Consider the following 20,953-nt stretch of genomic DNA (forward strand, 5'->3'; position numbering starts at 1 on the left):
CGGGCCTTTGGTGGCCGTGCGATCTGGTGCAGAGTTCTGGAAAAGGCTAGAATTATCGCTTTCCGAGGAGCGTTGCAGTTCACGACCAGTGAGCGAGGCTCGGAAAGCTGATTGAATTTGATCAGTTCAAGCACCAACCACGCTCACCCACTGGTCTGTGCGGTGAGTCCTTTTCCCCGATTCCCGTACTTGTCAGTGGCTTTCAAATTTACTTTTGGAGTGAGCCATGAGCGTACTGAAGCCCGTAAAAAACCAAGATTACAAAATTGCCGACCTGAGCCTTGCGCAGTGGGGCCGCAAAGAGCTGACCATTGCCGAGACCGAAATGCCCGGCCTGATGGCCATCCGCGAAGAGTTCACCAAGAGCCAGCCGCTGAAGGGCGCGCGCATCACCGGTTCGCTGCACATGACCATCCAGACCGGCGTGCTGATTGAAACGCTGAAAGCCCTGGGCGCCGATGTGCGTTGGGCTTCGTGCAACATCTTCTCCACACAAGACCACGCCGCTGCCGCGATTGCCGCCACTGGCACGCCGGTGTTCGCCGTCAAGGGCGAGACGCTGGAAGACTATTGGGACTACACCCATCGCATTTTTGAATTCAGCGGTAAAAAGGGCACCGCAGCTGAAGGTCCGAACATGATCCTGGACGACGGCGGTGATGCCACGCTTCTGATGCACTTGGGCGCCCGCGCCGAGAAGGACATCAAGGTTCTGGCCAAGCCCGGTAGCCATGAAGAAATTTGCCTGTTCAACAGCATCAAGGCCAAGTTGAAGGTCGACCCCACTTGGTACAGCCGCCGCCTGAAAAACATCATGGGCGTGACCGAGGAAACTACGACCGGCGTGATGCGCCTGGAGGAAATGGCCGGCAAGGGCGACCTGAAGATGCGCGCCATCAACGTCAACGACTCGGTGACCAAGAGCAAGTTCGACAACCTGTACGGTTGCCGCGAATCGCTGGTGGACGGCATCAAGCGTGCGACCGACGTAATGATCGCTGGCAAGGTCGCGCTGGTGGCTGGCTACGGCGACGTGGGTAAGGGTTCTGCCCAAGCACTGCGCGCGCTCTCCGCCCAAGTGTGGGTGACGGAGATCGATCCGATCAACGCATTGCAAGCCGCGATGGAAGGCTACAAGGTTGTGACCATGGAATACGCTGCCGACAAGGCCGACATTTTCGTGACCACCACCGGTAACAAGAACGTCATCACCTACAAGCACATGGACGCGATGAAGGACCAGGCTATCGTCTGCAACATCGGCCACTTTGACAACGAAATCGATGTCGCATCGCTGGCCAAGTGCAAGTGGGAAGAGATCAAGCCTCAAGTCGACCATGTGATCTTCCCCAAGAGCGGCAAGAAGGCCGAGAAGCGCATCATCCTGCTGGCCAAGGGCCGCCTGGTGAACCTGGGTTGCGGTACAGGCCACCCAAGCTTTGTGATGTCCTCCAGCTTCGCGAACCAGACGATTGCCCAGATCGAACTGTTCACCAAGCCCAAGGAATACAAGGTCGGCAAGGTCTATGTATTGCCCAAGCACCTGGACGAGAAGGTGGCCCGTTTGCACCTGAAGAAGGTCGGCGCGATGCTGACGGAACTGACTACCGAACAGGCTGCCTACATTGGCGTCTCCAAGGCCGGTCCGTACAAAAAAGAAACCTACCGCTACTAAGCCAAGGACTGCATGCGAATTGACCAATTGCTGGTTCAGCGCGGGCTGGCCAGCACCCGTTCCCAAGCCCAGCGTCTGATCGCCGATGGCGTGCAATGGCGCAAGGGAGAAGAGTGGAAACGGGTCGCCAAAAATGGCGATGAGGTTCCGGAAGACGCACCCATCCAGCTCTTGGACGACTCCGAGGCACGTTATGTGTCGCGGGGTGGTCTGAAGCTGGAAGCTGCGCTCAAGCACGTTGGCCTTTCGGTGAAAGGAATGCGCTGCATGGACGTTGGGCAAAGCACGGGCGGTTTTACCGACTGCCTGCTGCAAGCCGGGGCCGAGTCCGTGGTGGGCGTGGACGTGGGCAGTGCCCAGTTGCACCCCAGCTTGCGCGGTGATGCGCGTGTGCTGTGTGTGGAAAGCGTCAATGCCCGTACTCTATCTGCTACTGATTTGATAGCTGCTTACGCACGTAGCACGGGCGCTGACGGCCAATTTGATGAGGAAAATGACGGGTACGAAGACGATGGTGAAGACGAAGCAGCGGACGTTGAGCCAACTGAGCTGCCCGCTGAATTCGCACCACCGTTTGACCTGATCGTCGCGGACCTGGCCTTCATTTCGCAAACGCTGGTGTTGCCAGCGGTGGTGCCCATGCTCAAGGCGGGCGGCATTTTGTTGACGCTGGTCAAGCCGCAGTTTGAGTTGCAACCCGGCCAGGTGGGCAAGGGCGGCATCGTGCGCGATGACACTATGTACGCATTGGTCGAGGAGCGCGTACGCACGGCTTGCAGAGACCTGGGGCTGGAAGTCACGCATTGGTTCGACTCGCCCATCGAAGGCGGCGACGGAAACCGCGAATTTTTCATCTGCGCGCGCAATACGGCGCCCGCTGCATAAGACACATTGCCATGACGGACACTACTTTCCCGGTCAGCCTGGAGTTCTTCCCGCCCAAAACCCCGGAGGGGGCGGATAAGCTGCGCGTTGCGCGCCAGCAGTTGTACGCGCTGAAGCCTGAGTTTTGCTCGGTGACTTTTGGTGCGGGTGGCTCGACCCAGGATGGCACGTTCAATACGGTCAGTGAAATTCTGGCCGAAGGCGTCGCGGCTGCATCGCATTTCTCGTGCGTAGGCGCCACCAAAGTCACGGTGCGCGCCCAACTGGCGCAACTCACGGCGATGGGCGTGAAGCGCCTCGTTGCTTTGCGCGGTGATTTGCCCAGTGGCTATGGGGCAGGTGGTGAGTTCCAATACGCCAGTGATCTGGTGGCGTTCATTCGCGCAGAGACCGGAGATGCATTCCATATCGAAGTGGCGGCGTATCCGGAGGTGCATCCGCAAGCCAAGTCTCCTGCATCCGATTTGCAAGCCTTCGCCGCCAAGGTACGCGCCGGTGCAAATGCCGCGATCACGCAATACTTTTACAACGCAGACGCGTATTTCAAGTTTGTCGAAGAGGTCGATGCGATGGGTCTGCAGGTTCCGGTCGTGCCTGGCATCATGCCGATCGGCAGCTCTACCCAGCTGATGCGCTTCTCGGACGCCTGCGGCGCAGAAATCCCCCGCTGGATTCGTTTGCGCCTGCAAAGCTTTGGCGACGACACCGCGTCCATCAAGGCATTTGGACTGGATGTGGTGACGGATCTGTGTGAGCAACTGCGTGCCGGCGGTGCGCCGGGCTTGCACTTTTATACGATGAACCAGAGTGCTGCGACGCTGGCTCTGTGTGATCGTTTGAACTTGCGTTAACAGGCATCGGGTCCGAGTCGCCCCGAATCCCAAAAGCTTAGCCAGATAGGCCACAGGCCGGGCGGCGATTTGTGCGCGTTTGGCACCATGAGCCGCCCGGCCTGTGGCCTAACTGGCGTGCGAGAACCAGGAGTTATCCGCCAGATTCCAGCGTATGGGTCGCGTGGGCGTCCTGCTTGAGTGCTTCCACCATCTGCGGCAGTGCATCCTTGAGCGAGGCCTTGAGTGTGTGCGGCGGGTTGATGAGGAACATACCGCTCGCAGGCAAACCCGGGCGAACGGTTTCACCCTCTTCGTCTTGCAGCAACTTGCTGGACTTGACGGTCAGCGTCGCGTGCAACCAGCTCTTGCCCGCCTTGTTGGCCAGGGTTTTGAGTTTCTTGGGGATATCGTGCGCCTCAGGGCGGGGAATGATGGGGTACCAGACGGCGTACGTGCCAGTTGCGAAACGCAACATCGCATCGGCAATCATGGCAGGCACCCGTGCATAGTCATTCTTCACTTCGTAGCTCGGATCGCACAGCACCAACGCGCGGCGTGAAGGCGGTGGCAGAAACTTCTTCAGCCCCTCAAATCCGTCTTCCCGCAGGATGGCCACTTGCCGCCCCGCTTCGAGCTGGGCCACATTGGCCGCAAGTGTCTTGGAATCTGTCGGGTGCAGTTCATACAGCTTGAGCTTGTCGCGCGCCTCTTCGCGCAACAGGCGCTGGATGATGAAGGGCGAGCCTGGATACACCTTCCACTGACCCTTGGTGTTGAACGCGGCAACTAAGTCAATGTAGTCCTGCAATGCGGGTGCGAAGGGCTCGGTACGCTTTTCATTCACCAAACGCAGGAACCCTTGTGCCGCTTCGGCGCTGGTTTGCGCGTAGTCGCCGTCCAGGCGGTACAGGCCCGCCCCAGCATGGGTGTCAAAAACGTTGAGGGCCGCGTCTTTTTGCGTCATATAGCGCAGCACGGCCAGCAATACGGTGTGCTTGAGGACGTCGGCGTGATTGCCTGCGTGGAAGGCGTGTCGGTAACTGAACATCCCCTATGATAAGGGCACGGGCCTCGGCCCCGCAGGCGTAACCATTTGTTGCTGCACCCGCTTATTGAGCTATTCAGAGCCCGCATGCCGCGACACAATACCGAACAATGCTTGAATCTGAACCCCTGACAGGCAGGCCCTTGGAGCCCGCGCTGACACACATGGACGCCCTACCGGCAGGCACCGTGCTGGGGGAGTTCGAGCTGCGCGGGTTGTTGGGTGTCGGAGGCTTTGGCATCGTCTACCGGGGCTATGACCATTCGCTGCAAAGGCCCGTGGCGATCAAGGAATACCTGCCCTCCGCCTTGGTGGGGCGCGGCACGAACATGCAGGTGTCCGCCCGGTCTACAGCAGATTCACAACCCTTCCAGGCGGGGCTCAAGTCATTCATTGCTGAGGCGCGACTGCTGGCCCAGTTCGACCATCCCTCCCTGGTCAAGGTGTATCGCTTTTGGGAAGCGAACAACACCGCCTACATGGCAATGCCGCTGTATGTGGGCTGCACCCTGAAGGAGGCCCGCGCGCAAATGAGTGCGCCGCCGCCCGAAGAGTGGTTACGCACCATCTTGTGGTCGGTGCTCGAGGCGCTCAGAGTTTTGCACTCGAACAACACGTTGCACCGTGACATCTCACCGGACAATATTTTTCTGCAAGATCAGGGGCCTCCGGTTCTGCTGGATCTGGGCGCCGCGCGCCGCGCCATTCGCGACGGCGACCGCAAGCACACCGCCATCCTCAAAATCAACTACGCACCCATCGAGCAATACGCCGATTCGACGGACTTGCGGGAGGGGCCATGGACGGACTTGTATTCCATCGCCGCCGTGATGCACGGGTGTCTGCGCAACGAGCCGCCGTTGCCGGCAACGGTGAGGGCGGTGAAAGACACTTTGCCCAGCTTCGCGAAACTGGCCGAAACCACGGCCAGCCATTTCGGTACACCCTATTCAGCAGGTTTTGTTCGCACCATTGACCACGCCTTGCTGCTCGCGCCCAATGACCGGCCTGCCAGCGTGGAAGCATTCTGCGTCGAGATGCGCTTGCGGCGTCCCGCACACATTGCGCGCTTTGACTGGCGGGAAGCGTTGGGTGACCGTTTGCTGCATTCTGCGCCGGAGGGGCTTCTGGACACGGGCGCAACGCAGGAATTTGTCACCACCCAGGCCCAAGCCCTGCCGGATGTTCCCCATGCCCCACAGGCCACCATCGTGGTTCCCCGTGCTGAGCGCTCCCGTGGCAAACGCCGAAGAGACAAATCGTCACGCCCTGACAGTTCCAAATCCCCCGCATGGCTTCCGCCATTGTTATGGGCGGGCGTCGCTCTGGCATTTGCAACGGCCATATTTTGGGGATTGTCGGGTCGCGGAAAGTCAGTGCCCACACATGTGCCATCGCCAGTCAATACAGTGGTTGAGGCGGAGTCCAAACCGATGGCTCCAGCCATAAGTGCGCCGGTTGACTTGGCTCCTGTCGCTTCGGAGCCCGCAAAGCCAGCTAGCGCAGTGTCCGTAGCACGGGATGCGATGACGGTTCCTGCTGCAAAACCAGTACCGCCTGTCAAAGTCACGCGGGCGCAACCCAAGCCGCCGCCCACTCCCGCCTCGGCGCCGAAGCCGGAAGTTGCGGTGGTTCACGAACCCGTCAGCAAGCCTGTCAGCGATGCCAAAGTGGAGTCGGCTGCCAGCATCAAAGAGAACGCCTCACACGCACCGGTTGTTGCGGGGCACAAGGAGCTTTGCCGTGACAGCAACTTCTTCACGCGCCCCATGTGCATTTATCAGGAGTGCCAAAAAGCCGAAAACACCAAGCTTCCTGTCTGCATTGCAGACCGAAAACGCTGGGAAAACCGGGATAAAACGCAGTAAGCGGGCCTACGGTCGCGCAAGGTACTAGCCAAAACGGGCGGGTTTTCGTATAATCGAAGGCTTCGCAGCGCTTTTGTGGTTCCGCGGCGAAGAGGTTGCAGTGCATGCCGCTGCAGCAATCCCCACCTAAGAGATTCCCATTAGAGGAACGCCGACCGTGGAAAAGAGCCCGACAAACCCTCCTTTAAAAGAGAAATCTCATGTCTACTTTCAGCGCAAAACCCGCTGAGGTCGTGCACGAGTGGTTTGTGATTGACGCGACCGACAAGGTCCTCGGACGAGTAGCCAGCGAAGTTGCTCTCCGTTTGCGCGGCAAACACAAGGCCATTTACACGCCTCACGTCGATACCGGTGACTTCATCGTCATCATCAACGCATCCCAATTGCGTGTCTCTGGTGCCAAGCCCATTGACAAGGTGTATTACAGCCACTCTGGCTACCCAGGTGGCATTTCTGCCATTAACTTCCGCGACATGCAAGCGAAGTTCCCTGGCCGCGCTTTGGAAAAAGCCGTCAAGGGCATGCTGCCCAAGGGTCCTCTCGGCTACGCCATGATCAAGAAGCTCAAGGTTTATGGTGGTGCTGAGCATCCCCATACCGCCCAGCAGCCCAAGGTTTTGGACATCCCCGGTATTTCCGCCAATGCAGTGAAACGTGAGGCCGCCAAATGATCGGTGAATGGAACAATGGCACAGGCCGTCGCAAATCCAGCGTCGCCCGCGTGTTTCTGAAAAAAGGCTCCGGCCAAATCGTGGTGAACGGCAAGGCCATCGAAAAGTTTTTCGGTCGCGCAACCTCCATCATGATCGCCAAGCAACCTCTGTTGCTGACCAACCATGCAGAAACCTTTGACATCATGGTCAATGTGGCTGGTGGCGGTGAGTCGGGTCAAGCTGGCGCTCTGCGCCACGGCATTACCCGCGCACTGATTGATTACGACGCAACCCTCAAGCCCGTCCTGAGCCAGGCCGGCTTCGTGACGCGTGATGCGCGTGAAGTCGAACGTAAGAAGGTCGGCTTCCACGGCGCTCGCCGTCGCAAGCAGTTCTCCAAGCGTTAATACGGACCTGCTTCCAAGAAAAGGCCCCCAGAATCCTTCTGGTGGCCTTTTTTGCTTTTGCCGCTTTCACTTTTTTTGGGAATCCCGTTGTGTTTACTGTCTTCGAGAATTTGCTGAGTGCTGCGCAAGTGAGTCAGTTGCGGGAAGTTTTGCTGCCTGAGCGATTTACGGACGGCGCCGCCACCGCGCATGGTGATGCGCTACGGGTCAAGAAGAACATGCAATTCACCAGCACGCATCCGAAATGGGCGGCGTGCTCGAATATGGTGATCGGCGCAGTCAATGCCTGCCAGCCACTGATGCAATATGCGCTGCCCATTCGGATGACGCCACCGCTCTTCAATCTGTATGGCGAAGGCATGCACTACGGGCAACACACCGACGCAGCCATGATGAGCGCCAATGGCTGGCCCATGCGGACCGACTATTCGATGACCATTTTCCTGAGCCCGCCCGGTGAATACGAGGGTGGGGAGCTGGTCTTTACCGATACAGGGAAATCCCACAGGGAAGTCAAGCTGGGCGTAGGGAGCGCCGTGGTCTACCAAAGCAATACGCTGCACGAGGTTCGCACGGTCACCCGCGGCCAGCGTTTTGCGGCCATTATGTGGATGCAAAGTGCATTGCCTTCCGAGACGCAACGCAATGTCGTGCAGACGCTGGACCAGGTACGCGAGCTGCTGGACGGCAATAAGACTGCAGATGCGCGTGACCAGCTGCGTTTGGCTCGGGAAAATCTCGTCCGAATGTTCGCGCAGCCCTGAACTAGATTCGCAACGCGCCATGCGCGTGAGGTCGAGCGGAATAGGGTCGGCTTCCACCGCCCGCCGTCACAAACAGGTCTCCTAGCATCAACACGCCTCTGAAACGCTCAGTTGCAAAGCAAAAGTCGTCATGGTGCAAGCTCTTACGGCCCTTTTGCCTTTGGGTGCCGCGCTTAACTTTGTTTTACAAAGTAGCCGTTGACGCTAGTGGACTTGTGTTTTCGGGCTGCTAGACTTCGCGCTCCATGAGATTCCGCCTGCTCCGCCGCCGCCTCACCATCAGCGCTCCACGTATGGCGGTACGCAGTGCACTGCCTTGGCCGTTCCGTTGGGCTGTGGCGGCCATCGTGCTGGGATTTTGTGCTGCGATTGGGCTGTGGGCATTCGAATTTGGCAAGGACATTGCGGGCCTTGATAAAGGATCCAAGGAAGAGCTAACCCGGCTGCGCACGGACCTCAGTGACACGCAGGCGGAGTTGGCCCGGATCAAGGAAGAGCGGGACCATGCCCAGTCGGTTGCCAACACGGCGGGAACACTGGTGACCACTGAGAAGGCCTCGTATGAAAAGATACTGGCCCAGGTCAAATTGCTGGAAATCGAAAATCGGACTTTGCGTGATGATTTGGGATTTTTTGAGAAATTGATTCCTGCCGGGGCGACAGACGGTGTCGCTATTAGGGGTTTGCAGGCTGACATTCAGGACGCCAGAACGATAAAATGGCAGGTCTTGGTGATCCAGCCCGGCCGCAATGTACCGGAATTCAGCGGCCAACTCAGTCTGGAGTTCAATGGGGTCTCCGATGGCAGGCCCTGGATTGCCAAGTTGAGTGAAGGGTCCCTTCCAATCAAGATGCGCCAATACGGGCGCATGGAAGGGGAGTTTGAGATCCCGCCCCAAGTCGTTGTTCGGGGTGTCACAGCCAGAGTGATGGATGGCGCTGTCGTCAAGGCAACCCAGTCCATCAAACTATAAATTCAGTTTGGGTTTATCCATGTTCAATAAAAACAAGCAGCCTCCGATCAAGAGTTTGATTGCCGAGGGCAGCCATATCACCGGGCATATCCAGTTTTCCGACGGGTTGCGCGTAGACGGCGAAATAAGTGGCAACGTTCTTGCCAAGACCGAGGCCCCCAGCATTCTGGTGATATCGGAAACTGCCAAAATTACGGGCCAGGTCAGTGCGGACCACATCATCATCAATGGCTCCGTCAAAGGTCCGGTGGTCGCTCGGTTGATGCTGGAGCTGCAGCCCAAAGCCCGTATCGAAGGCGACGTGGAGTACGCTGCCTTGGAGATGCACCAGGGAGCGTTGATCACGGGCCAATTGCGCCCTGTTCTGGTTGGCGAGGAAAAGCCCACACTCAAGCTGGCGGCGAATAACCTGTAACAAGCAATCCCGAGTAAATTGCTGTACTATTCTCCCCAACAAGACATTTGACCGGAGTTCGCCATGAGCGCCTTAGCTGAAAACATCACCACCGAAATGCCTTCGCCCATCCTGTTTACCGACAGCGCGGCGGCCAAAGTAGCGGATTTGATTGCCGAAGAAGGCAATCCCGATTTGAAATTGCGCGTATTCGTTCAGGGTGGCGGATGCTCGGGTTTCCAATACGGATTCACCTTCGACGAGATCACCAACGAAGACGACACCACGATGACCAAAAATGGTGTGTCTTTGTTGATCGATGCGATGAGCTACCAGTACCTGGTAGGTGCCGAAATCGACTACAAGGAAGACTTGCAGGGCGCGCAGTTCGTGATCAAGAACCCGAACGCCACCACCACCTGTGGTTGCGGCTCTTCTTTCTCGACCTGATATTTCAAGCGGGGTAAATTGCCCCCAGAACGCGTGCCGCGCTGGCGCCCGTGACCTCTTTCACACTCGAGGCATTGCGCTCCATAGCTTGTTGCGCAAGCCACGCGAAGGCAGTCGCTTCCACCTGCAACGGCGGCAGCCCATAGTCTGACGATGGCGTGACTCTGCAGGCCGGCAAGTGCATGGCAATGCGCCGCATTAGATCCCTGTTCAGCGCGCCGCCGCCACATACGATCAGCAACGAAAGCCCCGCTCGGCCAGTCGCAACGCTTTGTGCACAAGCGCGCGCGGTCAGCTCGGTCAGCGTGGCCTGAACATCCTGTGCGGATGCGGTGTCGAAACCCTGCAGATGGCTTTGCAGCCAGGGCCCATTAAACAAATCGCGTCCAGTGCTTTTGGGCGGCTTGCGCGCAAAGAATGGCTCTTGCAGCATGTTGGACAGCAGCAATGGAATGACATTTCCGCCGGCGGCCCACGCACCGTCCCGGTCAAACGGCTCGCCCGTGTGCGTCTTGCACCAGGCATCCATCAGCGCATTGCCCGGGCCGCAATCGAATCCGAGCAACGCACCTTCATTGGAGCTGTCGATCAGCGTGATGTTGGATATTCCGCCAATGTTGAGCACGCCCACCTGCGGCGCAATGCTCCCAAAAAAAGCACGGTGAAAGGGCGGCACCAAGGGCGCGCCTTGGCCGCCAGCTGCCACATCACGACTACGGAAATCAGCGACCACATCGATGCCGGTCAGCTCCGCTAATAGGGCTGGCTGGTTCACTTGAATCGTGTAACCCGTGCCGTCAAATTCCTGCGGGCGATGCCGCACGGTTTGGCCGTGGGCGCCAATCGCTCGCACTGCGGATGCTCCTACATTGCCTGCTTTCAAAACGGAGTGGACAGCTTGCGCATAAATGCGCGCCAATGCATTGCCAGCCAGCCAGGCGCGGTGCAATTCGTTGTCGCCAACGCTGTTGAGCGCCAGCAATTCATCGTGCAATGTGGTGTCGAAAGCGACCGTGCTGTGGGCCAACACGTGCGGACGTTCAGAAGAAAAGTCTGCAAGGACCGCGTCTACGCCGTCCAGCGAGGTGCCGGACATCAAACCGATGTAGAGAGAAGAAGCGGCTGCCGACATGCAGGTCGGCAGCAATTACTGGGCGCTGCCAGCCTGCATATTGGCTGCAGCGGCGAGTTGGGTGCGTACCATTTGGGCCGCTTTGTCGAACATGGGCTTGGACGCCGCTGCGACCGGAATGGCTTCGCTCTGGCGCGCAATCATCAGGGGGTCCTTGAACTGCCCGTTGACGCGGAATTCGAAGTGCAGATGGGGGCCAGTCGCCCAGCCTGTCTGGCCCACGAGACCGACCGTCTGACCTTGGGCGATGGATTGGCCACGTTGCACCAGAATTTTGCTCAGGTGCGCATAGACGGTGACATCGCTGCCGCGGTGCCTGACCATGACCACGTTGCCATAGCCGTTTTGCACTCCGGCAAATTCGATCGTGCCATCACCAACGCTACGCGCGGGCGTACCCGTGGGAGCGCCGTAGTCCACGCCGGTATGCGCACGCCAGGTCTGCAAAATCGGGTGAAAGCGCATCGAAAAGCCGCTGGTGACCCGTGAGAACGCCAGTGGAGACGCTAGATAGGCCCGGCGCAGGCTGTCGCCAGCCAGTGTGTAGTAGCCGCCCTTGGTCAGGTTGTGGGTAGCTGCCGATTGCTGGCTGTTACCCGGAGCAGGCTCCTGGAACCACATAGCTTGATGGGCTTTGCCGGCATTGACGAACTCTGCACTCAACACACGGCCTGCACGCAAAGGCTCGCCGTCACCTTCCAGTGTTTCGTAGACCACCGAGAAACGATCGCCCTTACGCAAGGAGCGATGAAAGTCGACATCACCCGAGAAGATTTCAGCAATCTGCATGGCCACGGCATCCGGAATGCGTGCGTCGTCGGTCGCGGCAAACAATGACGATGTAATGTTTCCGCTGGCCAGACGCGACGATGCGGTCATTGGCAACGTCTCCAGACGCGAGACGAGTCCTGCGGGTGACTGTTCAACGGTCAGGCGCTTGAACATGCCGTCGTCTTCAGGGCTCCAGCGGGCTACCAGGCGTTGCAGGCTGCCGTTGGCGGCTGTTTCTGCGGTGACGTAACGGCCATAGCGGCCCAACAGTGTTTGCTGCACCTGGCGATCCGAACGCAGGAAGGCAGCGGCCTGTGCGTCAAAAATACCGAGGCGTTTGAGCAAGGTGTCCGCGGTATCGGAAGAGCGGGTGACGTCGGAGCGGTACAGCAGCATGCTTTGCTGCGCCAATGCGTCCATTTGTTCCTCTACCGGCAGAGGTTGTACGGCTTCCACGACGGTGCGTACGGGCAGATCCGCTGGGTCTGGCGCCAGACTGGCGACTGCGTAGGTAGCTCCGGTGCCGCAGACCAACAGGGCAGCAACGACTGCAGTGGCGTGGCGGGGGTAGGCTTTGAGCACATTCGCGGCATCGCGAACGCAGTCATCGGCAATACGAATCCATTTAGCTATCAAAATGGGGCTCCAGTTTTGGGATGCGGCACGACTAAAATTGCGCCGCTGGCAACGCGTGCGTTGCAGGAGGGAGGACGCAGTATAGCGGCCTACCGCACAGACATAGTAAAAAAACCTTATGAATCAAGCCTCAAGCCTCCCTTTTGTTGTAACCGACCGTGTCCGGGAAGCCCTGGCCGTGAGCCTGCGCGGCTGCGAAGAACTTCTGCCCCAGGAGGACTGGATCAAGAAACTGGCCCGTTCGGAGGCGACAGGCACCCCGTTGCGCATCAAATTGGGCCTGGATCCGACAGCGCCAGACATCCATATCGGCCACACGGTGGTGCTGAACAAGATGCGTCAGCTGCAAGATCTAGGCCATACGGTGATCTTCCTGATTGGTGATTTCACCAGCATGATTGGCGATCCGTCGGGTCGCAACAGCACGCGCCCTCCGCTGACGGCCGAGCAGATCAAGATCAACGCGGAGACTTACCGCGCCCAAGCCGACAAGATTCTGGACCCGACCAAGACCGAGCTGCGCTACAACAGTGAATGGAGTGACCCGCTGGGCGCGCGCGGCATGATCCAGCTCGCCAGCCGCTACACCGTGGCGCGGATGATGGAGCGCAACGACTTTCACGACCGCTTCAAGGCCGGTACGCCGATCGCGGTGCACGAATTCCTGTACCCGTTGATGCAAGGCTATGACAGCGTCGCGCTGAAGAGTGATCTGGAGCTGGGCGGTACCGACCAGAAGTTCAACCTGCTGATGGGTCGCACGCTGCAGGCTGAATACGGCCAGGAGCCACAGTGCATTTTGACGATGCCTTTGCTCGAGGGGCTGGATGGCGTCGAGAAGATGTCCAAGAGCAAGAACAACTACATCGGCATTTCAGAAGACCCGAACACGATGTTTGCCAAGGTGCTTTCCATCTCGGATGTGCTGATGTGGAAGTGGTACACGCTGCTGAGCTTCAAGTCTGAGGCCGAGATTGCGGCGCTGAAGGCCGAGGTGGATGGCGGACGCAACCCCAAGGATGCCAAGGTGGCGCTGGCCAAGGAAATCACAGCGCGCTTCCACAGTGCAGCGGCGGCCGACGCCGCGGAGCAGGACTTCATCAACCGCAGCAAGGGCGGCGTGCCGGACGAGATTGACGAAATCACATTGCCATTGGGCGAAGGTGGTGCCGCAGTGGGAATTGGCGCGTTGCTCAAGTCCGCAGGACTTGCCGCTTCGTCGGGCGAAGGCAACCGTCTGATCGATGGCGGTGGTGTGCGCATCGACAGCAATGTGGTCAGCGACAAGGGCTTGAAGCTGTCCGCCGGCACCTACGTGCTGCAAGTGGGCAAGCGCAAGTTCGCGCGCGTGACGCTGGGTTAGTGGTTTAAGGGACTTCAGTGCTGGCGCTGGTTCAACGGGTACGTCGCGCCAGTGTGGTGGTCGATGGCAATACCGTAGGTGCGATTGAGCGGGGCCTGCTGGTATTGGTCTGCGCCGAGCAGGGCGACACCGAAACGCAGGGCGACAAGCTGCTGGCCAAACTGTTGAAGCTGCGCATCTTCAGCGATGCACAGGGCAAGATGAACTTGAGCGTGCAGGACATGGATGGCACCGGTCAACAAGGTGGGCTGTTGATCGTCAGCCAGTTCACATTGGCCGCGGACATAAGTGGCGGCAACCGGCCCAGTTTTACGAATGCCGCCGCACCCGCCGAAGGGCGTCGGCTGTATGACTACTTTGTAGGCCAAGCCCGTGCAGCGCATCCCATTGTGCAAACCGGCATCTTCGCCGCAGACATGCTGGTGGAATTGGTCAACGATGGTCCGGTGACGATACCGATGCGGATAGCACCCACTCCGTAGTTGCTATCAATACAGTAGCTGCTTACGCAATCTGTATGCGCTCTGCAGGCCATTTTCACTGGAATTTCAATACGGATTCTTGAATCCCAGTCGGGCCATGATCTCGGTCTCGCGCAACTCCATCACTTCGGCGTCCTCGTCCATCTCGTGGTCCCAGCCTTGCGCATGCAGCGTGCCGTGCACGATCATGTGGGCGTAGTGGGCTTCCAGTGTTTTCTTTTGCTCTTTGGCTTCCTTGCTGATCACTGGCGCGCATAGCACCAGGTCTGCAGTAACCGGCTCCTGCGTGTAATCGAAGGTCAGCACATTGGTCGCGTAGTCCTTGTGGCGGTACTCGCGGTTGAGCGTCTGGCCTTCTTCGGCGTCGACGATGCGCACGGTGATTTCGCCGTCCACTTCCAGCGTGTTGCGGATCCAGCGGATCACCTTGTGGCGCGGCAGCGCGGCGCGGTGTTTGTCGGCGTCCTTGAATTTGCCGAATTGCAGGGAGAGGGTAAGTTCGGGCAGCATCAGCGCGCTTTCGGGGTTCGGGTTTTGGGCAGGCCTACGCGGGGCAGTTCCGCTTCTGGCTCCGGGATCGTGATACGCGGCAGGTCTTCCAGCCGCGCAGCGTCATAGGCGTCCACGATGCGCGCGACCAGCGGATGCCGCACGATATCGGCGCTGGTCAGTCGCGTGATCGCGATGCCGGGCGTGCGGCGCAGGATGCGCTCCGCTTCCACCAAGCCGCTGATTTGAGTCTTGGGCAGATCGATCTGGCTCACGTCACCGGTGATGACGGTCTTGGTGCCAAAGCCCACGCGGGTCAGAAACATCTTCATCTGCTCGGGCGTGGTGTTTTGCGCCTCGTCCAAAATCACGAAAGCGTTGTTCAATGTGCGCCCGCGCATAAAGGCCAGCGGGGCAATTTCCAGTTGCTGGCGCTCAAACGCCTTGTACACCTGGTCATAGCCCATCAGGTCGTACAGCGCGTCGTACAGCGGGCGCAGATACGGGTCGACCTTCTGGTTTAAGTCGCCCGGCAGAAAGCCCAGTCGCTCACCAGCTTCCACCGCGGGGCGCGTGAGCACGATGCGTTGTACCGAATTGCGTTGCAGCGCGTCTACTGCGGCAGCTACGGCGAGGTAGGTCTTGCCGGTACCGGCAGGGCCGATGCCAAAGGTGATGTCGAACTCGGCGATGTTGTCCAGATAGACCGCCTGGTTCTGCGTGCGCGGCTTCAGATCGGCACGGCGCGTGGCCAGCGCGGGACCCTCGGATCCATCCGCAGAACCATCGCCCGACAACATCAGTTGCACGGTAGAGGGCTGAATCGGTCGCGCAGCGATTTCGTACATCGCCTGCAGCATGTCCATCGCCCGCTGTGCTTTGGCCTTGGGGCCTTCGACCTTGAACTGCTCATGCCGATGTGCAATGCGCACCTCCAGCGCCAGCTCGATCGTGCGCAGATGCTCGTCGGTCGGGCCACACAAATGGGACAAGCGTGTGTTGTTAGGCGGTGAAAAAATGTGTCTGAGAATCAAGCTGATAATTCCTTACGGAAACGAGGCGACTAACGCCACAAGAACACCCATGATAGGCACAAAATGATTGGCAAGCTAACCGGTATCCTCAGCGACAAAAACCCGCCCCAGATCATTGTGGATTGCGGTGGCGTGGGTTACGAGGTGCAGGTGCCCATGAGCACCTTTTACAACCTGCCTGCCGAGGGGCAAAAGGTGTCGCTGCTGACGCATTTTGTGGTGCGTGAGGACGCACAGATTCTCTACGGTTTTGGCAGTTCTTCCGAACGCGAAGCCTTTCGGGAACTGATTAAGATTTCTGGCGTAGGCCCACGTACCGCGTTGTCTGTGCTGTCCGGCATGGGCGTGGCTGATCTGGCGCAGGCCGTGACTTTGCAGGAGGCAGGTCGCCTGATCAAGGTGCCAGGCATCGGCAAGAAAACCGCCGAGCGCTTGTTACTGGAACTCAAGGGCAAGCTGGGCGCCGACATAGGTGTGCCCGTTGGCGGTGCCCATGACGCGCAGAACGACATCCTGCAAGCGCTGTTGGCGCTGGGCTATAGCGACAAGGAAGCAGCGCTGGCGCTGAAGGCTTTACCCAAGGATATCGGTGTGAGTGACGGTATCAAACTCGCTCTGAAGGCGCTGGCCAAGTAAACCCATTGAAGCGGTTTTGCTACAAGGCCTCGCGTACGGGGCGCCCATTTAACGGCTGTATCGGCCGCGCATTGTTGGGGTAGAGCTGCTGGAACAGCCGCATCTGGGCTTTGCTGATCTGCACTGCTTGCTTCATCACCAGCCACAACACACCTTCGGTGCAGGGCGGCGTGGTCAGTGAACCCATGAACTGGTAGTAGCGCCGGTCTTTGGGCAGTAGGTCTGCCAGATTGAGCGCCTCGGCGGGCATGCGGACCCGGTCATTCGCGTCCAGCGGCATATAGGTCCACACCCGGTCAATCACGGCGTTAGAGTCGCCTTGCTCCAGCAGCACGGCGACCACCGCGAGCTGGCCTTCGGCATTCTTGTGCACCAAGTGCGCGACCATGGGGTAGCGCTTGAAGTTGATCTGCTCTTCGGACGGTGTGTGGAAGTGAAATTGCAGCAGGCGGTAGTTGGAGCCACGCACCGTGATGGAGTTCTCGCCCTGCACATCAACCTGAATCGTGTGGCCGTTATTGACGACGGCTGCATTGCTGGGCAGATAACTGAACTGGATGGGCTCGGCCGGGCCTTGCAGCGTGGCACCATCTTCAATGTTGATCGGTGACTGGCGTTTGCCGATCGCGCAGGTGTTGAGGTCCATCTTGAGTTTGCCCCAAGACTGTGGCCCGGCTTCGCCTTCGTAGGCCCATTGGACATCGCCGCCAGATGTGGCTGCCAACTCCCGCGGCATCAGGGCGTCTTTCCCCATTCCCAATGCCCTTGCCTTGCCTTCCAGGTAATGGCGATTAGTCTCACGCGCTAGCCCGCTGTTGGCGCTGGATGCTACGCCCGGTTTGCCCGCTACCACCACTTTCAACTGTTTGTTCGGTGCAACGCTGGTACCCAGCGCCTCCCTTACTTGTTCCCCCACCTCTTTGGGGTTGGCGGCAGAAGTGGTGGAAATGTCGGCCGCCATCTTCTTGGCCGGTGCTATAGCGCGCTCGTCGGCGGCCCAAAGGGATGCATGTACCAGCATGCACAGTGCACCCGCCAAGCCCCAAGACGCAGCCGAAGTGCGTGGATTGCGAAAACGGGACAGAGTATTCATGGCGGGGCCTTTAGACGGGAGCATCCAACATACTATCGGCCACCACGAGGTGCAACTTGAATTGGGCAACTCGTTCGTGTGCCGCGCTATAGTGCGCAGGTGAGTATCCAGACCGATGATTTTGCGGCAAGCCCCCTGCGGGTTGTGTCCGCCAGCCCGACTTCCCCCAATGAAGAAGCGATTGAGCGCGCGCTTCGCCCCAAGCTCCTCGACGAGTACGTCGGCCAGGCCAAGGTGCGCGAGCAATTGGAGATTTTTATTGGCGCTGCCAAGAAACGCTCCGAAGCGCTGGACCATGTGCTGCTGTTTGGCCCGCCCGGCCTTGGCAAAACCACGCTGTCACACATCATTGCGCACGAGCTGGGCGTGAATCTGCGCCAGACCAGCGGGCCGGTGCTGGAAAAACCCAAGGATCTGGCGGCGCTCCTGACCAATCTGGAAAAGAACGACGTTCTTTTCATCGACGAAATTCACCGCCTCAGTCCGGTGGTCGAAGAAATTCTCTACCCCGCGCTGGAGGATTACAAGATCGACATCATGATCGGCGAAGGCCCAGCGGCGCGCTCCATCAAGCTCGATTTGCAGCCCTTCACCCTCGTCGGCGCGACCACCCGTGCCGGCATGCTGACCAACCCGTTGCGCGACCGCTTTGGCATCGTGGCGCGGCTGGAGTTTTATACGTCGGAAGAATTGGCGCGCATCGTCAAGCGCAGTGCGGGCTTGCTGAATGTACCGCTGGTGGACGAAGGCGGTTTCGAGATTGCCCGCCGTTCCCGCGGCACACCGCGCATTGCCAACCGCCTGCTGCGCCGTGTGCGTGACTATGCCGAGGTTAAGGGCAACGGCACGATCGATCTGGACATCGCCAACCGTGCGCTGGCCATGCTGGACGTGGACCCGCAAGGCTTCGATCTGATGGACCGCAAGCTGCTGGAGGCGGTAATCCACCGCTTTGATGGTGGGCCGGTGGGGCTGGATAACATTGCGGCCAGCATTGGTGAAGAGCGCGAGACGATTGAGGATGTGATTGAGCCGTACCTCATTCAACAGGGGTACTTACAGCGGACGCCGCGGGGGCGGATTGCTACTTTGGCGGCCTACCGCCACCTGGGCGTTGCGCCGCCAGCCAACCCTACGCCTGAGTTGATTTAGTTCTTTTGCTCTCTGCGAGGGCTTCTTAACTCCCCACTCCCCCCAACCCCCTCGCCCCCGTCGGGCGAGGGGGAGCCTTAACAGCCGATTTGGTGGTTTCGCTCCGAATACGGAATTAAATGCGTGAGGTTGCCACTGCTACTTCTCGGAGCGGCATGAACCGACGGTTGGGGCTGCCTCGCATGAAGTAACTCGGAGCGGTCTGGCGCGCAGCGCCAGCAGCGAGACACGGGCGCCGAGTCATGCTTGATGAATCGTTACTGGCCGCAAGCGGCCAGCAGTGCCACACGACTCTGTTGGAGGTCACCGCCACCGCAGGTTCACGCCGTGGTGCGCCAAAAATGGTGGCAACCTACCCCAGTAATTCCATAGCCGGCGCGACGAAACAAGATCGGCTGTTAAAGGCTCCCCTCGCCGACGGGGCGAGGGGCTAGGGGAGTGGGTGTTAGAAACCCCGCTGGGAAAGCAGAAGCATCACTTATCCTGAGGCCGTGCAAAATGAACAATCAACATCTGCGCCGCAAAGTAAGTCAACAGAATCCACAACGCTGACAACGGTACCGGCGTCAAAAACTTATTGACTGCAATCAACGAGTCACTGAGCATGAAGATGCAGGCACCCGCTGCGACCCAGCGCGAGGCCGAATCGCCACGCACCTTGGCTCGCCCTATGGCCTGCGCCGCCATCAGCGAGATCACCGTCACGTAGGCAGCCACTGCGCCCTTCAGGATGGGGTCGCCCAGGCTGCTCCACAAAATCGCGTACATCACTGCGCCAAAGCCCAGTACGACGGCCAGCGCACCTTTGCTGGGGAACCAGGGCTGGTTTTGGCGGAACAGGGCAATGTAAAAAACGTGGGCTACCAGGAACGATGCCAGGCCCGGAATGAACAGGTCGCCTGGCAGCATCAGGAAGATGTCACCACCCAAAGAGAACACCGCGGCACCCAGCAGCAATAGGTCCAATTTTCCGATTCCACCCGTGGATATTGCGCGAGCAGCTATAAAAACAATAGCGATTGACATGGGCATGGGTTTGAACACCATAAAAAATTGCAGCATGCCGATCGCGCTCACGGTGGCGAGCGCTGAACTCTCCAGCAGCAATACCTCCAGCATGGACAGGCGCCCTTGCATGAACAGGCCCAGGCTCCACATGCAGGCGGTCAGCGCGGCGCACCAGATGGCCGCTTCGCCCCAGGGCATTGCGTCGGCGTGCCACAAGAAGACCGATACCGCCGCAATGGCGAGTACGAACTGCAAAACGGCAAACATGTGCTGACCGGTGCTCATGGGCGGGTTGTAGGTGGTGACCTCCTGCAGCCGGAACACGGGATAAGGGTGATTGCGTGCCAGGTCCGCCGATTGCCAGCCCGGTGGCTTGAACCAGACGCGTACTTTGTCGCTCCATTTTTCGGCATGCCAGGAGTTCTTCACCAGCGTCCAGTAGACCGCCATGTTCGCCCATAGCGGGTCCCAACTGTCGAGCTGGCCGCGGGTGCCGTAGACACAGGGATGTTTGTCATCCTCTTCCTGGAAGCTGCCGAAGATACGGTCCCAGATGATCAGAATGCCGCCGTAGTTGCGGTCGATGTAGGGATCATTGACCGCGTGGTGCACGCGGTGGTTGCTGGGGGAACAAAACCATCGGTCGAACCAGCCCAGTTTTCCCACTTGCTCGGTGTGGACCCAGAACTGGTACAGCAGATCAATCAGCGCAACGATGCCAAAGATCAGCGGCGGTACACCGGCTATGGCCATCGGAATGTAGAAGATCCAGCCGAAGAAGGCCCCGCTGGAAGTCTGACGCAGCGCGGTGGACAGGTTGTAGTGCTGACTCTGGTGGTGCACTACGTGCGCCGCCCAGAACAGGCTCACCACATGGCCGGCACGATGCAGCCAGTAGTAGCAGAAGTCATAAAAAATCAGCGCTAGCACCACACCGTACCAGGTGCTCCAGAACTCCAGATTCGGGTAGATGGCGAAAGCGCCAAACACCACGGTGTAGGTGCCAATGCTCAGCAGCTTGGTCAGTACGCCGCTGAGCTGGCTGATGATGCCCAAACTGATGCTGTTGATCAGGTCATTCAAACGGAACGCCTTCGAACCAGGTACGCGTGCTGTGGCGCGTCGGCTCCAGGCAAATTCCGCGGCGATCATCAACAGGAAAACAGGGGTGGCTAAAACGATGACTTGGAATGGGCTCATGCGGTGATT

General features: G+C 59.0%; 21 protein-coding genes and 1 riboswitch. Of the genes, 14 read left to right on the forward strand and 7 right to left on the reverse strand.

Going from position 1 to position 20,953, the window contains the following annotated elements:
- Positions 1-58 precede the first annotated feature (58 nt).
- Positions 59-152: riboswitch (S-adenosyl-L-homocysteine riboswitch) on the forward strand.
- 74 nt (positions 153-226) lie between these two features.
- Genes ahcY through metF form a run of 3 tightly spaced genes read left to right on the forward strand, consistent with a single transcriptional unit; the run spans position 227 to position 3,411 of the window.
- Positions 227-1,675: an adenosylhomocysteinase gene (gene ahcY / locus AC1DV6_RS13315; RefSeq protein ID WP_477978106.1), complete on the forward strand. Its 1,449-nt coding sequence runs from the start codon at positions 227-229 to the stop codon at positions 1,673-1,675.
- A 12-nt stretch (positions 1,676-1,687) separates the two neighbouring features.
- A complete protein-coding gene (locus AC1DV6_RS13320; protein WP_477978108.1) occupies positions 1,688-2,560 on the forward strand; it encodes a TlyA family RNA methyltransferase in 873 nt (290 codons plus the stop codon).
- A gap of 11 nt (positions 2,561-2,571) precedes the next feature.
- Positions 2,572-3,411: a methylenetetrahydrofolate reductase [NAD(P)H] gene (gene metF / locus AC1DV6_RS13325; RefSeq protein WP_477978110.1), complete on the forward strand. Its 840-nt coding sequence runs from the start codon at positions 2,572-2,574 to the stop codon at positions 3,409-3,411.
- Between the two features lie 133 nt (positions 3,412-3,544).
- On the opposite strand, the gene AC1DV6_RS13330 is transcribed toward metF, so the two are convergent.
- A complete protein-coding gene (locus AC1DV6_RS13330) occupies positions 3,545-4,441 on the reverse strand; it encodes a 23S rRNA (adenine(2030)-N(6))-methyltransferase RlmJ (protein ID WP_477978112.1) in 897 nt (298 codons plus the stop codon).
- A 107-nt stretch (positions 4,442-4,548) separates the two neighbouring features.
- On the opposite strand from AC1DV6_RS13330, the gene AC1DV6_RS13335 reads away from it, so the two are divergent.
- The 7 genes from AC1DV6_RS13335 to erpA all read left to right on the forward strand — a co-directional run bounded on the left by AC1DV6_RS13335 (position 4,549) and on the right by erpA (position 9,948).
- Complete coding sequence (locus AC1DV6_RS13335; RefSeq protein WP_477978114.1) at positions 4,549-6,306, forward strand: serine/threonine protein kinase; 1,758 nt, start codon at positions 4,549-4,551, stop codon at positions 6,304-6,306.
- 200 nt (positions 6,307-6,506) lie between these two features.
- Positions 6,507-6,977 carry a 50S ribosomal protein L13 gene (gene rplM, locus AC1DV6_RS13340; RefSeq protein WP_477978116.1) on the forward strand — a complete coding sequence of 157 codons (471 nt, stop codon included), beginning with the start codon at positions 6,507-6,509 and terminating at the stop codon, positions 6,975-6,977.
- Complete coding sequence (gene rpsI, locus AC1DV6_RS13345; RefSeq protein WP_477978118.1) at positions 6,974-7,366, forward strand: 30S ribosomal protein S9; 393 nt, start codon at positions 6,974-6,976, stop codon at positions 7,364-7,366. Before rplM ends, rpsI begins: the two co-directional genes overlap by 4 nt.
- Positions 7,367-7,455: 89 nt before the next feature.
- Entirely contained in the window at positions 7,456-8,130 is a 675-nt protein-coding gene (locus tag AC1DV6_RS13350) for a Fe2+-dependent dioxygenase (protein WP_477978120.1), read from the forward strand.
- Positions 8,131-8,375: 245 nt separating this feature from the next.
- Positions 8,376-9,104, forward strand: coding sequence for a DUF6776 family protein (locus AC1DV6_RS13355; RefSeq protein WP_477978122.1), 729 nt, complete (start codon positions 8,376-8,378; stop codon positions 9,102-9,104).
- Between the two features lie 19 nt (positions 9,105-9,123).
- Complete coding sequence (locus AC1DV6_RS13360; RefSeq protein ID WP_477978124.1) at positions 9,124-9,519, forward strand: bactofilin family protein; 396 nt, start codon at positions 9,124-9,126, stop codon at positions 9,517-9,519.
- Between the two features lie 63 nt (positions 9,520-9,582).
- The gene (erpA, locus tag AC1DV6_RS13365; protein ID WP_477978126.1) at positions 9,583-9,948 is read left to right on the forward strand and encodes an iron-sulfur cluster insertion protein ErpA; all 366 of its coding nucleotides are present in this window, start codon (positions 9,583-9,585) and stop codon (positions 9,946-9,948) included.
- A 4-nt stretch (positions 9,949-9,952) separates the two neighbouring features.
- On the opposite strand, the gene AC1DV6_RS13370 is transcribed toward erpA, so the two are convergent.
- A complete protein-coding gene (locus AC1DV6_RS13370) occupies positions 9,953-11,080 on the reverse strand; it encodes an anhydro-N-acetylmuramic acid kinase (RefSeq protein WP_477978128.1) in 1,128 nt (375 codons plus the stop codon).
- A gap of 15 nt (positions 11,081-11,095) precedes the next feature.
- Positions 11,096-12,487 (reverse strand): M23 family metallopeptidase, encoded by a 1,392-nt coding sequence (locus tag AC1DV6_RS13375; RefSeq protein WP_477978130.1) that lies wholly within the window; start codon positions 12,485-12,487, stop codon positions 11,096-11,098.
- Positions 12,488-12,605: 118 nt separating this feature from the next.
- On the opposite strand from AC1DV6_RS13375, the gene tyrS reads away from it, so the two are divergent.
- Entirely contained in the window at positions 12,606-13,850 is a 1,245-nt protein-coding gene (gene tyrS, locus AC1DV6_RS13380) for a tyrosine--tRNA ligase (RefSeq protein WP_477978132.1), read from the forward strand.
- Between the two features lie 17 nt (positions 13,851-13,867).
- Entirely contained in the window at positions 13,868-14,332 is a 465-nt protein-coding gene (gene dtd, locus AC1DV6_RS13385; protein ID WP_477978134.1) for a D-aminoacyl-tRNA deacylase, read from the forward strand.
- A gap of 66 nt (positions 14,333-14,398) precedes the next feature.
- Here dtd and ybeY read toward each other — a convergent pair whose 3' ends face one another.
- Together ybeY and AC1DV6_RS13395 are read right to left on the reverse strand one after the other, a co-directional pair.
- A complete protein-coding gene (gene ybeY / locus AC1DV6_RS13390; protein ID WP_477978136.1) occupies positions 14,399-14,842 on the reverse strand; it encodes an rRNA maturation RNase YbeY in 444 nt (147 codons plus the stop codon).
- Positions 14,842-15,855 (reverse strand): PhoH family protein, encoded by a 1,014-nt coding sequence (locus AC1DV6_RS13395; RefSeq protein ID WP_477978138.1) that lies wholly within the window; start codon positions 15,853-15,855, stop codon positions 14,842-14,844. The genes ybeY and AC1DV6_RS13395 overlap by 1 nt, the downstream gene beginning before the upstream one ends.
- A 63-nt stretch (positions 15,856-15,918) precedes the next feature.
- Here AC1DV6_RS13395 and ruvA point away from each other — a divergent pair, with 63 nt between their 5' ends.
- The gene (gene ruvA, locus AC1DV6_RS13400; RefSeq protein WP_477978140.1) at positions 15,919-16,491 is read left to right on the forward strand and encodes a Holliday junction branch migration protein RuvA; all 573 of its coding nucleotides are present in this window, start codon (positions 15,919-15,921) and stop codon (positions 16,489-16,491) included.
- Between the two features lie 19 nt (positions 16,492-16,510).
- Here ruvA and AC1DV6_RS13405 read toward each other — a convergent pair whose 3' ends face one another.
- Positions 16,511-17,584 (reverse strand): carbonic anhydrase, encoded by a 1,074-nt coding sequence (locus AC1DV6_RS13405; protein ID WP_477978142.1) that lies wholly within the window; start codon positions 17,582-17,584, stop codon positions 16,511-16,513.
- Positions 17,585-17,683: 99 nt separating this feature from the next.
- On the opposite strand from AC1DV6_RS13405, the gene ruvB reads away from it, so the two are divergent.
- The gene (gene ruvB, locus AC1DV6_RS13410) at positions 17,684-18,736 is read left to right on the forward strand and encodes a Holliday junction branch migration DNA helicase RuvB (protein ID WP_477978144.1); all 1,053 of its coding nucleotides are present in this window, start codon (positions 17,684-17,686) and stop codon (positions 18,734-18,736) included.
- Between the two features lie 474 nt (positions 18,737-19,210).
- Here the strand turns inward: ruvB and AC1DV6_RS13415 are convergent, their stop codons facing one another.
- On the reverse strand, positions 19,211-20,944 hold the full coding sequence (locus tag AC1DV6_RS13415) for a lysoplasmalogenase family protein (RefSeq protein WP_477978146.1): 1,734 nt from the start codon (positions 20,942-20,944) through the stop codon (positions 19,211-19,213).
- Positions 20,945-20,953: the final 9 nt, after the last annotated feature.

This window comes from Rhodoferax sp. P2_H8_2 (assembly GCF_056403235.1).